This is a genomic window from Pantoea sp. E956-1 (genome assembly GCF_982223955.1).
In genome coordinates this window covers 153,141-167,522 of the sequence record NZ_CEUYZP010000001.1, presented here as the reverse complement: position 1 = coordinate 167,522, position 14,382 = coordinate 153,141, and the positions used below count along the sequence as shown (strand labels likewise).

General features: G+C 54.9%; 16 protein-coding genes. 9 read left to right on the top strand and 7 right to left on the bottom strand.

Annotation, left to right across the window (positions count from 1 at the left end; translation table 11 throughout):
- Positions 1–28: 28 nt before the first annotated feature.
- The 3 genes from sodC to AC0T7J_RS00820 form a co-directional block, all read right to left on the bottom strand.
- Entirely contained in the window at positions 29–547 is a 519-nt protein-coding gene (gene sodC / locus AC0T7J_RS00830) for a superoxide dismutase [Cu-Zn] SodC (RefSeq protein ID WP_473791470.1), read from the bottom strand.
- A gap of 84 nt (positions 548–631) precedes the next feature.
- Positions 632–1,528 (bottom strand): aldo/keto reductase, encoded by an 897-nt coding sequence (locus AC0T7J_RS00825; protein WP_473791468.1) that lies wholly within the window; start codon positions 1,526–1,528, stop codon positions 632–634.
- Positions 1,529–1,596: 68 nt separating this feature from the next.
- On the bottom strand, positions 1,597–1,836 hold the full coding sequence (locus tag AC0T7J_RS00820; RefSeq protein ID WP_473791466.1) for a DUF1289 domain-containing protein: 240 nt from the start codon (positions 1,834–1,836) through the stop codon (positions 1,597–1,599).
- Between the two features lie 174 nt (positions 1,837–2,010).
- Here AC0T7J_RS00820 and AC0T7J_RS00815 point away from each other — a divergent pair, with 174 nt between their 5' ends.
- The 4 genes from AC0T7J_RS00815 (at position 2,011) to rnt (ending at position 5,067) form a co-directional block, all read left to right on the top strand.
- Positions 2,011–2,607 (top strand): TetR/AcrR family transcriptional regulator, encoded by a 597-nt coding sequence (locus AC0T7J_RS00815; RefSeq protein ID WP_086905765.1) that lies wholly within the window; start codon positions 2,011–2,013, stop codon positions 2,605–2,607.
- Between the two features lie 50 nt (positions 2,608–2,657).
- The gene (nemA, locus tag AC0T7J_RS00810) at positions 2,658–3,755 is read left to right on the top strand and encodes an alkene reductase (RefSeq protein WP_167422989.1); all 1,098 of its coding nucleotides are present in this window, start codon (positions 2,658–2,660) and stop codon (positions 3,753–3,755) included.
- A gap of 116 nt (positions 3,756–3,871) precedes the next feature.
- A complete protein-coding gene (gene gloA / locus AC0T7J_RS00805; protein WP_010245580.1) occupies positions 3,872–4,279 on the top strand; it encodes a lactoylglutathione lyase in 408 nt (135 codons plus the stop codon).
- Positions 4,280–4,398: 119 nt separating this feature from the next.
- The gene (rnt, locus tag AC0T7J_RS00800; protein WP_473791464.1) at positions 4,399–5,067 is read left to right on the top strand and encodes a ribonuclease T; all 669 of its coding nucleotides are present in this window, start codon (positions 4,399–4,401) and stop codon (positions 5,065–5,067) included.
- Between the two features lie 43 nt (positions 5,068–5,110).
- On the opposite strand, the gene AC0T7J_RS00795 is transcribed toward rnt, so the two are convergent.
- Positions 5,111–5,446, bottom strand: coding sequence for a Grx4 family monothiol glutaredoxin (locus AC0T7J_RS00795; RefSeq protein WP_473793151.1), 336 nt, complete (start codon positions 5,444–5,446; stop codon positions 5,111–5,113).
- A 365-nt stretch (positions 5,447–5,811) separates the two neighbouring features.
- On the opposite strand from AC0T7J_RS00795, the gene AC0T7J_RS00790 reads away from it, so the two are divergent.
- Entirely contained in the window at positions 5,812–6,609 is a 798-nt protein-coding gene (locus tag AC0T7J_RS00790; RefSeq protein ID WP_473793150.1) for a C40 family peptidase, read from the top strand.
- Positions 6,610–6,657: 48 nt separating this feature from the next.
- Here the strand turns inward: AC0T7J_RS00790 and cydH are convergent, their stop codons facing one another.
- Complete coding sequence (gene cydH / locus AC0T7J_RS00785) at positions 6,658–6,747, bottom strand: cytochrome bd-I oxidase subunit CydH (RefSeq protein WP_208442746.1); 90 nt, start codon at positions 6,745–6,747, stop codon at positions 6,658–6,660.
- A gap of 281 nt (positions 6,748–7,028) precedes the next feature.
- On the opposite strand from cydH, the gene purR reads away from it, so the two are divergent.
- Complete coding sequence (purR, locus tag AC0T7J_RS00780; protein WP_010245595.1) at positions 7,029–8,054, top strand: HTH-type transcriptional repressor PurR; 1,026 nt, start codon at positions 7,029–7,031, stop codon at positions 8,052–8,054.
- Here purR and punR read toward each other — a convergent pair.
- The gene (gene punR / locus AC0T7J_RS00775; RefSeq protein WP_473791462.1) at positions 8,051–8,956 is read right to left on the bottom strand and encodes a DNA-binding transcriptional activator PunR; all 906 of its coding nucleotides are present in this window, start codon (positions 8,954–8,956) and stop codon (positions 8,051–8,053) included. The two genes, purR and punR, sit on opposite strands and share 4 nt — an antisense overlap.
- 107 nt (positions 8,957–9,063) lie before the next feature.
- Here punR and punC point away from each other — a divergent pair, with 107 nt between their 5' ends.
- Both punC and cfa read left to right on the top strand, forming a co-directional pair.
- Complete coding sequence (punC, locus tag AC0T7J_RS00770) at positions 9,064–10,266, top strand: purine nucleoside transporter PunC (protein WP_473791460.1); 1,203 nt, start codon at positions 9,064–9,066, stop codon at positions 10,264–10,266.
- 310 nt (positions 10,267–10,576) lie between these two features.
- Positions 10,577–11,725: a cyclopropane fatty acyl phospholipid synthase gene (gene cfa, locus AC0T7J_RS00765; protein ID WP_473791458.1), complete on the top strand. Its 1,149-nt coding sequence runs from the start codon at positions 10,577–10,579 to the stop codon at positions 11,723–11,725.
- A 342-nt stretch (positions 11,726–12,067) separates the two neighbouring features.
- On the opposite strand, the gene AC0T7J_RS00760 is transcribed toward cfa, so the two are convergent.
- Positions 12,068–12,727: a riboflavin synthase subunit alpha gene (locus tag AC0T7J_RS00760; RefSeq protein WP_473791456.1), complete on the bottom strand. Its 660-nt coding sequence runs from the start codon at positions 12,725–12,727 to the stop codon at positions 12,068–12,070.
- 202 nt (positions 12,728–12,929) lie between these two features.
- On the opposite strand from AC0T7J_RS00760, the gene AC0T7J_RS00755 reads away from it, so the two are divergent.
- Positions 12,930–14,303, top strand: coding sequence for an MATE family efflux transporter (locus AC0T7J_RS00755; protein WP_086905760.1), 1,374 nt, complete (start codon positions 12,930–12,932; stop codon positions 14,301–14,303).
- The last annotated feature ends 79 nt before the right edge of the window (positions 14,304–14,382 follow it).

Sequence of the window (14,382 nt, the reverse complement as noted above, 5' to 3'; positions counted from 1 at the left end):
GGGCGGCCATCGCCTGCCGCCCGGAAACTCAGATGACACCGCAGGCGTAGCGTGCCCCGCCACCGCCCAGCGGTTTAGGATGGTCGGCATGATTGTCACCGCCGACGTGCACCATCAGCGCTTTGCCTTTGATCTCGTTTAACGATTTCAGTCGCGGTGCCAGAACCGGATAAGTGGCGTTGCCTTTGTCATCGACATAGACCGCGGGCAGGTCGCCCAGGTGCCCCTCAGCATAAGGCCCCAGATGTTTGCCGCTGTTGGCCGGATCAAGGTGGCCTCCCGCCGCACCGGCGGCAACCACTTTGCCCTCAGACTCACCCGGCTCACAACTGCCTTTGGCATGGACATGGAAACCATGAATGCCCGGCTGAAGCCCCTGCAGATCCGGCGTGAACTGCAGACCATACTGTGTCTCGTCAATCTTAACGGTGCCCAGCGATTTTCCAATCCCTTCAGCGGTAACCTGATGGATCGTAACCTGCTCGCTGGCAGCCTGTGCTGAGCCGCAGGCGATCAGTGCGAATAGGGCAACTGCTTTCATTTTCATGGTGACTCCATTTACATACCAGGGTTTGAGATAAGTCTGGTCGCTGTTGCGCTAATTTGCTGAGGATTGACGCAGTTTTACGCTTCAGGGCACATCAAATCCCAGCGCCGCCTTGCGAATGCGGAACCACTGCTGACGCGACAGCGTTAAGTTCAGTGCCCCGGCGGCTTCGCTGACCCGCGCCGTTTTACCTGAGCCAATGATCGGCAGCGGGCGCGATGGCAGCATCAGTATCCAGGCATAGACCACCTGATCCAGGCTGGTGGCACCGGTTTCCTGCCGCACCGCTTCCAGTTCGTTACGCAGCGGCTGGAAATGGGGATCGTTAAACAGGCGACCGCCACCCAGGCAGGACCAGGCCATCGGACGAATACGCAGTTGCTGACACTGATCCAGCGATCCATCCAGCAGCACACTTTGCTGCACTGGTGAGATCTCCAGCTGATTTGTCACCAGCGAGAACGGCAAACGGGATTGCAGCAGGGAAAACTGTGATGGTGTGAAGTTGGAGACGCCAAAATGCAGAACCTTGCCGCTGTGATGCAGCGTCATAAAGGCTTCGGCGACCTCGTCAGCCTCCATCAGCGGATCGGGACGATGGATCAGCAGCAGGTCGAGCCGATCGGTATGGATATGGCGCAGTGAGTTTTCAGCACTCTGCAGGATATGACGTTTGTCGGTAATATAGTGGCCTATCTGATGCTCAGGCATGGCGCGGGTGGCGATGCCGCACTTGGTCACAATCTGTAGCTGGTCGCGCAAGCCAGGTGCCAGTTTCAGTGCCTCGCCAAACGCCGCCTCACACTGGTAGTCACCGTAGATGTCCGCATGGTCAACGGTGGTGATGCCGAGCCTCACATGGTGCTCAATAAAGGCGACCCGCTCCTGTGGTGACATCCCCCACTCCATCAGACGCCAGTACCCCATGACCAGCGGTGAAAAATCGGGCCCCTGTGAAGCGATGGCTTGCGGTTCTAACATGACGTTCTCCCTGTTGCGCGTTGGCTGAAATTAGCGTGTCAGAGAGTATAACGGAAAGCGCAAAGTCGTCAGAATAACTCCGGCTGTTGTGGCGCGTGCGGCTCCTCGCCTTTCTGTTGCCGTTGCAGACGCTGACGCCGCTGCTGACAAAGACGAATGACGTCACGCTTTTGCGCATCGCTGAAGCGCAGCCAGTTGAACCGCTCATCGCGGCTGCGTAAACATCCCAGACAGTAGCCGCGCGCATCAGTCTGGCAGATGCCGCGACAGGGGCTGGGAACCGGGAAAAACTCAAGCTGCTCGGCCACCACGCCTCCGGATTCACAGAATAAACAGTCCAGTAAAAAGCGTAGCCTGGTTGCGCAGGAAGTAAGCCCCACCCGGCCAGAATTATCCTGTTCTTTGAATCAGACGTGAACACTCTGTGCCAAATGCACAAGGGTGCGTTGCATTAGACCGACTGGTCTACTAATCTCACTGCCATGAATAAGACGCTACAACGCAACGAAACCCGCGAACACCTGCTCCAGACAGGTGAGCAACTCTGTCTGCAACGCGGCTTCACCGGAATGGGCCTCAGCGAACTGCTGACGCAGGCGGCGGTGCCGAAAGGCTCCTTCTACTACTACTTCCGTTCTAAAGAGGCGTTTGGCGTGGCGTTACTGGAACGCTATTTTGCGCGTTACCTGCAGGATGTGGCGTTGCAGCTTAACCAGACCGATGGCACGCCACGTGAGCGCCTGCTTAACCATTTTCGTGCTGCCGTTGAGCTGTTTGTTCAGCAGGGCCATATCGTAGGCTGTCTGGGTGTCAAAGTCTCTGCGGAGGTGTGCGATCTCTCAGAGCCGATGCGTGATGCCCTGCAGCAGGGTGCCGGAAAGATCACGGCACTCTACGCCCGGACCCTGATTGCCGCAGAGCAGCAGGAGTCGCTGAGCCTGCCGCAGCCCCCCGCGCAGATGGCGGAACTGCTGTCACTGCTGTGGCTGGGTGCCAGCCTGCAGAGCAAAATTTCCCGCGAGGCGCAGCCATTGCGTCTGGCGCTGAGTACCATCGAACAGTGGCTTGAACGCCATTGATTTTTAAAAAACATGTTTGTAGACGACTGGTCTACTAATCAGGAGCTATTATGGCGAGTACCCAGCTGTTTCGTCCGCTAAAAGTCGGTGCAATTACCGTCCCAAACCGCGTATTTATGGCACCGCTGACCCGTCTGCGCAGCATTGAGCCAGGCGACATCCCTACCCCGATGATGGCTGAATATTATCGCCAGCGCGCCAGCGCCGGTTTGATCATCACCGAAGCGACCCAGATCTCTTTCCAGGCGAAAGGCTATGCCGGTGCGCCAGGCTTACATACTCAGCCACAGATTGCAGCGTGGAAAGCGATTAACGAAGGCGTGCATCAGGCTGGCGGTCACATCGCAGTACAGTTATGGCACACCGGTCGTATCTCACATAACAGCGTGCAGCCGGAAGGCAAAGCACCGGTTGCCCCCTCGGCGATTGCCGCGGGCACCCGTACCTCACTGCGTGCTGAAGATGGCAGCGTCTATCGCGAAGATACCTCAACGCCGCGTGAGCTGACAGTGCCAGAGATTAAGCAGATCGTGGCAGATTTTGGCCAGGCTGCGGCCAACGCGCGTGAAGCGGATTTTGACCTGCTTGAGCTGCACTCGGCGCACGGTTACCTGATGCACCAGTTCCTGGCACCTGGCTCAAACCAGCGTACTGATGAATATGGCGGCAGCATCGAAAAACGCGGTCGCTTTGCGCTGGAAGTGGTTGATGCGGTGATCGCTAACTGGTCAGCCGATCGCATTGGTATTCGCGTCTCCCCTATCGGCAGCTTCCAGAATCTGGACAACGGCCCGGATGAAGAGGAAGCGGCGCTGTGGTACATCGGCGAGCTGGCAAAACGCAACATCGCCTATCTGCACCTCTCCGAGCCAGACTGGGCCGGCGGTCAGCCTTACACCGACGCCTTCCGTCAGAAAGTGCGTGATCTCTTCCCGGGTGCCATCATTGGTGCCGGTGCCTATACCGTTGAGAAAGCGGATGACCTGATTGGTCGCGGTCTGATCGATGCAGTTGCCTTTGGTCGCGATTACATTGCTAACCCGGATCTGGTTGAGCGTCTGCAGCAGGATGCCCCGCTCAATCCACAGCGTCCGGAAAGCTTCTACGGCGGCGGCGCTGAAGGTTATATCGACTACCCGACGCTGTAACTGGTTTGGGCTGCCGTCCGGGATGATGACGGCAGCCATTATTCAATAGCGATTTTCGTCGCTATACTTAGCGCCTGAGTCATCGGGCGATGGCGTTTTATTTAAAAGAGGATGTTATGCGTTTACTTCATACCATGCTGCGCGTTGGCGATCTGCAACGTTCTATTGATTTCTACACCCGTGTGCTGGGCATGCGCGTGCTGCGTCAGAGCGAAAACACCGAGTACAAATATACCCTGGCATTTGTGGGCTATACCGACGAGAGCGAAGGTGCGGTGATCGAACTGACCTACAACTGGGGCGTCGATAAGTATGACCTCGGTGATGCCTATGGACATATTGCGCTGGGCGTTGATGACGCAGCAGCGGCCTGCGAACGTATCCGCAAAGATGGCGGCAACGTGACGCGTGAAGCTGGCCCGGTTAAAGGCGGCTCCACTATTATTGCCTTTGTTGAAGATCCCGATGGTTACAAAATCGAGCTGATCGAAAACAAAGATGCCGGTAACGGCCTGGGCAACTAAACCTGCCTGTCAGCCCGCCCGTCGGGTGGGCTGAATCCCCTTCTCTGCGCTTCATCTGCTGCACCCGTCCCCATTTTTTGCCATAATACGCGCTGCCCTTTTTCTGCAACGAGATCCTGATGTCTGAATCGAATTCCCCTAATGCACTCAATCAACGTTTCCGTGGCTTTTATCCGGTGGTGATCGACGTTGAAACCGCGGGTTTCAATGCGCAAACCGATGCGTTACTGGAGATTGCCGCTATCACGCTGAAAATGGATGAAGAGGGATGGATTCAGATTGACCAGACGCTGCATTTCAACGTCGAACCTTTTGTCGGATCGCTGCTGCATCCGGAAGCGCTGGCCTTTACCGGTATCGATCCGAGTAATCCGCTGCGCGGTGCGGTCAGTGAATATGAGGCGCTGCACGCCATTTTCAAAATGGTACGTAAGGGCATTAAAGACAGCGGCTGCAATCGCGCCATTATGGTGGCGCACAATGCTACTTTCGATCTGAACTTTATGTCAGCGGCGGCGGAGCGTGCCAGCCTGAAGCGCAATCCGTTTCACCCGTTTGCCACCTTTGACACCGCGGCCCTGAGCGGGCTGGTGCTTGGGCAGACAGTCCTGGCAAAAGCCTGTATCGCGGCGGGAATGGAGTTTGATAGCTCACAGGCGCATTCGGCGCTCTATGACACTCAGCAGACGGCGACCCTGTTCTGTGAGCTGGTGAACCGCTGGAAACGGTTAGGTGGCTGGCCGCTGCCCTTCGCGGAAGGCGATGCAGAAGCCACGACATCCGCGTAAGGGATCCCGCATTAAAAAAGGCCGACATGATGTCGGCCTTTTTTTATTCTGCTTCTTTAAATTTTTCTGCGGTCTCTTTGATCAGCGTCTGCAACTCACCACGCTGTAACATCTCAACGATGATGTCGCATCCGCCGACCAGCTCGCCATCGACCCAGAGCTGCGGGAAAGTTGGCCAGTTGGCGAATTTCGGCATCTCGGCACGAATGTCCGGGTTCAGCAGAATATCCACGTAAGCAAAACGCTCACCACAGGCTGACAGCGCCTGTACCGCCTGTGCAGAGAAACCGCAGCTTGGCAGTTTCGGGGAACCTTTCATGTACAGCAGGATGGGATTTTCTGCGATCTGGCGCTGAATTTTTTCTACAGTACTCATTATTGCCTTCCTTAATTCGTCACTTCGTGTTTGTTTATTGTAGCGACTTCGCAGCGTGACTGAAAACGAGATTTTGTTCGCTGCCGGATTAAATCGCCATCATTGTTAAGTCCTGCTCCGGGATACCTGAATTCCTGATTATTAACAGCCAGTAACAGATTAATAATTCGTAATAATTTCGATGATATAACATGCTGAAAATGTTCATTTTCAGCGCGATCTCATGGGTTGCAAAGATTAATATTAAAAGGCATTACAGTTTTTAAACGAACTGGACTAGAATGGCCTGGGCGCTGATCCTGGATCAGATTAATCTCAACTTTGTCGCGGTGCGTAGTGGCCCTGACAACTTAACTCATCAACGGACTATGCGTTTAATCATTACGTTTTTCATGCTGGCCTTTGCGCAACTGTTTTTCAACATCGCCGCTGCGTCGCCACACGCGCCGGTGAACGTCAGTACGCATAAAGCAGAGAAAAAGAGTGCGCGCGACGATGAGCGTCGCAAGCGTCGCCCGATGAAAACGGTGACGAAAAAGACTCGCCTCAGCCCGGTTCAAAAACTAAAAACTAAAAAACTGAAAAAAACCGAACTCACCGCTACACAGACGCCTGCTAAGAAAACCTCGTTAAAAACTGCCCGTCTCAGTAAGAATAAAGAGAAAAAACGTTATGGTCATCAGCGCCGACTGAAAACCGCTGAGGTTGCCACCAGCGAGACCGGCACGATCAAGATGAGCAAATCTCACCGTCAGCGCTACCAGAAGGCACGTGAAACCGCGATGACCAAGCTGATGGGTCAGTTGGGTAAACCCTATCAGTGGGGCGGTACTTCCCCCCATACCGGTTTCGATTGCAGCGGCCTGGTCTGGTACGCCTATAAAGATCTGGTGAAGTTTAAGATCCCACGTACCGCTAACGAGATGTATCACCTGCGTGACGCCGCGCCGATCAAGCGTGATTCACTGGAGAAAGGCGATCTGGTCTTCTTCCGTATCAATGGACGCGGTACGGCGGACCACGTCGGCGTTTACCTCGGTAATGGCAAGTTTATTCAGTCACCACGTACCGGCAAAGATATTCAGATCAGTGCGTTAGGGGAAGATTACTGGCAGCGCCACTATATTGGTGCCCGTCGGGTGATGACGCCGAAAACCATACGCTGAGCAGCAGAACAAACAAAAAGAGAGCCGGGATATGCCCGGCTTTTTTTATTAGTGCAAAATGGCGGTAAAACTAAAAGCCACAATCATCAGCAGACAGCCCGTGGTGGTCATTAATGCCAGTTTAAGATCGGTACTCATTGCTTGCTCCTTAGACACACAATTAGTGGGGATATCGCATTTTCCCACAGGGCCCGGTAAAAATCTCGTTTTATCCGTTCAGCCTTGTTAGAATCCCGCCTTTGTTGCGCAACGCGCGCAACCCTGATTCCGTTTGCGCACGTTTTCAGGCGTTTTTATTCCGCCAGCGGCCTGTTTACTGGCCAGGAAAGCTGCTTTTTTACGGAAAAAACCCTGAGCAGACGCAAACGTTTAACACTACGCTTATCATAGAGTTAGATAAGCACTGGAGTCCGATTTTCATGGCAACAATTAAAGATGTGGCAAAACGCGCTGGCGTCTCGACAACCACCGTTTCGCACGTCATCAATAAAACCCGCTTTGTGGCTGAAGAGACGCGCAACGCGGTCTGGCAGGCGATTAAGGAACTGCACTACTCGCCAAGCGCCGTAGCGCGCAGCCTGAAAGTGAACCACACCAAGACGCTGGGCCTGCTTGCCACCTCCAGCGAAGCGCCCTATTTCGCTGAAATTATCGAAGCGGTCGAAAATCATTGTTTCGATAAAGGCTATACGCTGATTCTGGGTAATGCGCATAACGATCTGCAAAAACAGCGCGCCTATCTCAGCATGATGGCGCAGAAACGCGTCGATGGGCTGCTGGTGATGTGCTCTGAATACCCGGACGACCTGCTGCAGATGCTGGAAGAGAACCGCAATATTCCGATGGTGGTGATGGACTGGGGCGAGTCGCGCGCTGACTTCACCGATACGGTACTGGATAATGCTTTCCAGGGCGGCTATCTGGCAGGACGCTATCTGATTGAACGCGGACACCGGGATATTGGTGCAATCCCCGGACAGATGGAGCGTAACACCGGTGGCGGACGTCATGCCGGTTTCCTGAAAGCGATGGAAGAAGCGGGTATTCAGCCGCGCGCCGAGTGGATTGTGCAGGGTGACTTTGAGCCGGAGTCGGGCTATCAGGCGATGCAGCAGATCCTGTCGCAGAAGCAGCGTCCGACGGCAGTATTCTGTGGAGGAGACATCATGGCGATGGGCGCGATTTGCGCTGCCGATGAAATGGGTTTGCGCGTCCCGCAGGATATTTCGGTGATCGGCTATGACAATGTGCGCAACGCCCGCTATTTCGCACCGGCACTGACCACCGTGCATCAGCCTAAAGCCCAGCTGGGTGAGAAAGCACTGGAAATGCTGCTGGACCGCATTACCAGTAAACGCGAAGTGTCACAAACGATTGAGGTCCATCCCACGCTGATTGAGCGCCGTTCCGTGGCAGATGGCCCGTTCCGCGACTATCGCCGTTAATGCTCGCTTAACCACTCCTGATTAAGTGTTTGCGCATCACCCAGATAGCTGAGCAACCAGCCTGTCGCCGGTGATGCGCGATCCTCTGCCCAGCTGACGCAGCACGGGCTGTCCGGAAACGCCACCGGCAGCGTCAGTTCAACCAGCTCGCCACTGTCGAGCAGTGGCCTGGCCAGATGACCCGGCACCATCGCCACACACAATCCCGCCTGCACGCACTCGAGCCCGGTTTGCCATTCCGGCACCACCAGCCTGCGCTGGTTATCCAGCGTCCATGTCATACGACGCGGCAGCGCGCGTGACGTATCTTCCAGCACCAGCGACGGCCAGCTACGCAGCGTATCGTCATCTATCTGGCTCGCCTGCGTCAGTGGATGATGGGGAGCGACAACGCAGCGCCAGTTAAGCGTGCCCATATCCCGAAAAGCAAAACGTCCACCCACCGGTATCGCCTGAGTGGCACCAATCGCCACTTCGACCCGGCCATCGGCCAGCGCATCCCAGACACCGTTAAAGACTTCATAGCTGATGATCAGCTCCATATCGGGAAAGTGGCGATAGAAATCTTTGACCAGTTGCCGGGTGCGCTGAGGTTTGGCTATACGGTCAACGGCAATGCTTAGCTGGCCGCGCCAGCCGTTAGCCAGCTGCTGACACTGTCGCCGGGTGGCAAGCATTTTTTTGATGACGCTGCGCCCTTCCCGGACAAAATGTTCACCCGCCGGGGTCAGAACCACTTCGCGATGCTGACGTTCAAACAGCGGTACCGCCAGCCAGTTTTCCAGCTGACGCACCGTATAGCTGATGGCAGAGGGCACCCGATGTAACTCCTGTGCGGCAGCGCTGAAACTGCCCCCACGGGCAACGGCGTCAACCACTTCTAATGCATATTCTGACCACATAATCTGCCTTCAAAAATTTTAACAGCAATCGGCAAATATTACCGTTTCACAGTAGCAAACGCACCTTTTACACTCTGCCGCGTTTATCCTGCAAAAATGAGAATCAGATGCTGTCGAATAAAGGGTTTATGCCCTACCTTGCCCTGCTGAGCATGCTGGGCTTTTTAGCCACTGATATGTACCTGCCCGCCTTTGGTGCGATGCAGCAAACCTTTAACACTTCACCCGGTCTGATCAGCGCCAGTATGAGTCTCTTCCTGGGCGGCTTCGCCGTGGGTCAGCTCTTCTGGGGCCCCCTCTCCGATCGCATCGGTCGTAAACCGGTGCTGCTGGCGGGACTGGCCATGTTTGGCGCCGGCTGCGCGGGTATGCTGTGGGTGAATGATATCTACCTGATGCTGGCGTTGCGTTTTGTCCAGGCGATTGGTGTCTGTGCCGCTGCCGTAAGCTGGCAGGCGCTGGTAGTGGATCGCTACCCGGCAGCGCGCGCTAACAAAGTCTTTGCCACCATTATGCCGCTGGTTGCGCTCTCTCCGGCGCTGGCCCCGCTGCTGGGTGCCTGGCTGATTGGCCATTTCCACTGGCGTTCGATTTTCCTGGTGCTGACCCTGATTGCGGTAGCCTTAATTCTGACCACGCTGCGTCTGCCCAGCGTGCGCAAGGTTGCGGGAGAAAAAGGTGCGCAGCCGGGCTTTTTCACGCTGCTTAAATCCCGGGTCTACAGCGGCAACGTGCTGATCTACTCCGCCTGCTCCGCCAGCTTCTTTGCCTGGCTGACCGGATCGCCCTTTATTCTGGCGGATCTGGGTCTGTCGCCCGCCGATATCGGTCTGAGTTATGTACCCCAGACGCTCGCCTTTTTAATTGGCGGCTTTGGCTGTCGCACCCTGCTCAATCGCTTTAGCGGCGCGCAGTTGCTGCCCTGGCTGCTGGGCGTCTACAGCCTGAGTATCCTGGCGTTGTTTGCTGTTGCGCTTGCTGGCAACAGTACGCTGGTGAGTCTGATGTTACCGTTCTGCGGTATGGCGCTGGCTAACGGCGCGATCTATCCGATTGTAGTGTCCAGTGCGCTGATGCCCTTCCCGACCGCTACCGGTAAAGCCGCCGCGTTGCAGAATACACTGCAGTTAGGACTCTGTTTCGCTGCCAGCCTGGCGGTGTCGGCCGGCTTAACTCAGGCGCTATTTACCACCACACTGATGATGACGGTGACAATTGTGCTGGCGCTGGTGGGTTACGCCATGCAGCGTGCCGCAAGCGCACAAACTGTTGTTGCCTCTGCGCAACCTGCCTGCCAGGATAATCAGTGACACACTGACTTTTTAGTTAGCGCCCTAACAATAAGTTATTGAATATTGACCCGCGTGAGCATATACTCATCCGGGTCAACAAATCTGTCATAAATCAACAATATAATAACGTAATAATCTGATTGGCACCCTGCTGCCGGGACGGTATTCGCGCGCGTTATTCTCACCTTACCCGACCTGCTGCAGGCTGTTCCAGTCCTCTGTATCACAAAGATAACCGGTTTGCGGAGCCATCCGCATCGTTTCTCAATGCCTGAATAAATTGGCTACTCTTTGTTCAGGTTCAGATTGGACAGGTGGTGGAAAATCTATGAGTTCATCTTATGCAGAAGAAGTGAGCCTCGAAGAAAACCATTGGTATCGCATCGTTCATGAACTGCTGGAAAAAGCGGATATCGAAATTAATGGTTCACGTCCCTGGGATATTCATATTAATCATCCCGGTTTTTTTAAACGTGTTCTGCAGGAGGGCTCTCTTGGGCTCGGTGAGAGCTATATGGATGGATGGTGGGAGTGTGACCGGCTGGATATTTTCTTCCATCAGGTACTTAAACATAAACTCGATCAGCAACTGCCCCATCACTTTAAAGATACGCTGCGTATTGCCGCCGCACGCTTAACCAATCTGCAGTCAAAAAAACGGGCCTGGATTGTCGGTAAAGAGCATTACGACCTGGGCAACGACCTCTTTTCACTGATGCTCGATCCCTATATGCAATACTCCTGTGGCTACTGGAAAGAGGCGACGACACTGGCGACAGCGCAGGAAGCCAAGCTGGATATGATCTGTCGTAAATTAGCGCTGGAACCCGGAATGTCACTGCTGGATATCGGCTGTGGCTGGGGCGGACTCGCGGAATTTGCCGCACGTCATTATGGCGTTAAAGTGCATGGCGTGACGATTTCCGCCGAACAACAGAAACTGGCGCAGCAGCGCTGTAGCGGATTAGACGTCACGATTCTGCTGCAGGATTATCGCGATCTGAATGAGCAGTTTGATCGTATTGTGTCGGTGGGTATGTTTGAACATGTCGGACCGAAAAATTACGCGACCTATTTTGACGTGGTCGATCGTAATTTAAAGCCTGACGGTATTTTCCTGCTTCACACCATCGGCGCGATTAAAACCGATATGAGTGTCGATCCCTGGATCGATAAATATATCTTCCCCAACGGCTGCCTGCCTTCGGTGCGCCATGTGGCCGATGCCAACGAACCCCATTTTATTCTGGAAGACTGGCACAACTTCGGCGCAGACTACGACAAAACACTGATGGCCTGGCATGAACGCTTTTTGCAGGCCTGGCCAGAGCTGGCCGATAAATATGGCGAACGCTTTAAGCGGATGTTCTCCTATTATCTGAATGCCTGTGCCGGTGCCTTCCGGGCGCGTGATATTCAGCTGTGGCAGATCGTGTTCAGTCGCGGCATTGAGGGGGGATTACGGGTGGCGCGGTAGGGGTTAAAAGCGGGCAATTAACAAGGCGCTACCCCGGCCAAAGACTTTAAAAGACGGGCCTGTTTTGCTTTAAGAGGGCGCGTTGCGCAAGTAACAGGGTCAGACTGGAAAGGCGCAAAACCCGTCATCCCTGACACGCTCGTCCTACGCGATTACGCACCTCATCCCTGAGGTGCGCTCGTATCCGGGCCAACGCTTTGCGTTGTTCAAAAACGCTCCCGCCGTTTTTGTCTATGGCGTGGGACGCTTTCCACTTCTGACCCCGTTCCCTGCATCCGGAGCTTTTATGGTGCTGACAGATTAAAACCGATTTGGCTGTCTGCGGTGCTTACGCGCCTGTGATTAACTCTCTGTCGTTGACTGGCCGGTCAGCATGCTCATCGCCGCCGCGGCATCGCGCTGTGCTAACACCCGCTCAACGGTTTCCACGATTGCCTGCGTGTGTGGATCGATCTCAATGTTCACCCGGTCACCAAAGGTCTTCGCCCCCAGCGTGGTACGCTCCAGCGTTTCCGGGATCAGATAGACGCAGAACTTCGTCTTCGTCACATCGCCGACCGTCAGGCTGATACCGTCGATGCCGACAAATCCTTTATGCAGAATATATTTCATCTGCGTCGCGTCCTGAACTTTAAACCAGACTTCGCGGTTATGTTCTGACTGGATAATCTTGCAGATTTCAGCGGTGGTCATAATATGACCAGACATCAGATGGCCGCCTATTTCATCGCTGAATTTCGCTGCACGCTCAATATTAACCACATCGCCCTGACGTAAATCGCCAAGGTTAGTCACCCGCAATGTCTCTTTAATTAAATCAAAACTGACGCGGTCGCCTTCAATTGCCGTGACGGTTAAACAACAACCGTTGTGGGCTACGGATGCGCCCAGCGCCAGACCCGGTAAGAGCTCTTCCGGCAGGCGGACAGTGTGGGTACGAAACAGTTCTTTCTCTTCAATGGACACGATTTCTGCGGTGCCCTGCACAATACCGGTAAACATAGTCTTTGCCTCTGCGAAGTTTACGCTAGTTTATCACAGCTCAGGTCGGCTGTTAGATTTCAGCCCGCGCGGCCGCTTTATCGCGGAGCAAACCGCATTGTGTGACAAAGATTGGCGAATTCTGTTACGCCAGTTACACTAGCTCGCGAAATTCCCCGGGCTTCCTGCCCCTTTTAATTCATTCAATAAGTCAGGTGTTAACGTGCAGAAGTATTTAACAGAAGCGCGTCAATTGCTGGCCCTTGCGATTCCGGTCATCCTTGCTCAGGTGGCTCAAACCGCAATGGGATTTGTGGATACCATTATGGCCGGCGCAGTCAGCGCCACGGATATGGCCGCCGTTGCTGTCGGCACCTCTGTCTGGCTACCGGCCATCCTGTTTGGTCATGGTCTTCTGCTTGCATTGACGCCCACCGTTGCGCAACTTAATGGTTCTGGCCGCCGCGAACGCATCGGTGAACAGATCCGCCAGGGATACTGGCTCGCCTTTTTCGTCTCCCTGCTGATTATGGTGCTGTTGTGGCATGCCGGTTATCTTATCCGGGCGATGCATGACATCGACCCAGTGCTGGCGCTGAAGGCAGAAGGTTATCTGCATGCCCTGCTGTTCGGCGCGCCTGGCTACCTCTTCTTTCAGGTGCTGCGCAATCAGTGCGAGGGGCTGTCGAAAACCAAACCCGGTATGGTGCTGGGCTTCTTAGGCCTGATGTTCAACATCCCGCTTAATTATGTCTTTATCTATGGCCACTTCGGCATGCCTGCCCTGGGCGGTGTCGGCTGCGGCGTGGCGACCGCCTCGGTCTACTGGGTGATGTTTATCTGTATGCGCTTCTGGGTGCGTCGGATGGGTAGCATGCGCGATATCCGTATGGAGAGCCGCTGGTCACCCCCTTCCCGTCCGATTCTGAGCCGCCTGATGACGCTGGGATTGCCGGTGGCGCTGGCACTCTTCTTTGAGGTCACGTTGTTCGCCGTGGTCGCCCTGCTGGTTTCGCCACTGGGCATCGTTAATGTGGCCGGTCACCAGATTGCGCTGAATTTCAGTTCACTGATGTTTGTATTGCCGCTGTCGCTGGGTGTCGCGACCACCATCCGCGTCGGTTATCGTCTGGGTCAGGGCTCCACCGAGCAGGCACGCGTCGCAGCCTGGACCGCCCAGGCGGTGGGCATCAGCATGGCAGCGCTGACCGCTATTTTTACCGTGACGTTTCGTCATCAGATTGCCCTGCTCTATAACGACAACCCTGAAGTGGTGACGCTGGCGGCACAGCTGATGCTGCTGGCGGCCATTTATCAGTTCTCAGACTCGATACAGGTGATTGGCAGCGGGATCCTGCGCGGTTATAAAGATACACGGTCAATTTTCTTTATTACCTTTATCGCTTACTGGCTGCTGGGCCTGCCCGCCGGTTATCTTCTGGCGCTGACCGACTGGCTGGTGCCGCGCATGGGGCCTGCGGGCTTCTGGTGCGGCTTTATTATCGGTCTGACCTCGGCTGCGGTGATGATGATCTGGCGCATCAGACGGTTACAGCAATCACCGGCGGAAATTATCCTGACGCGTGCAGCGCGATAACGTTCGAGGCGGGTCATTCATGGCCCGCAATGACGAAAAAAACGACGGTTAGCACAGTTGCTGTGCAGTCATGGCGAAA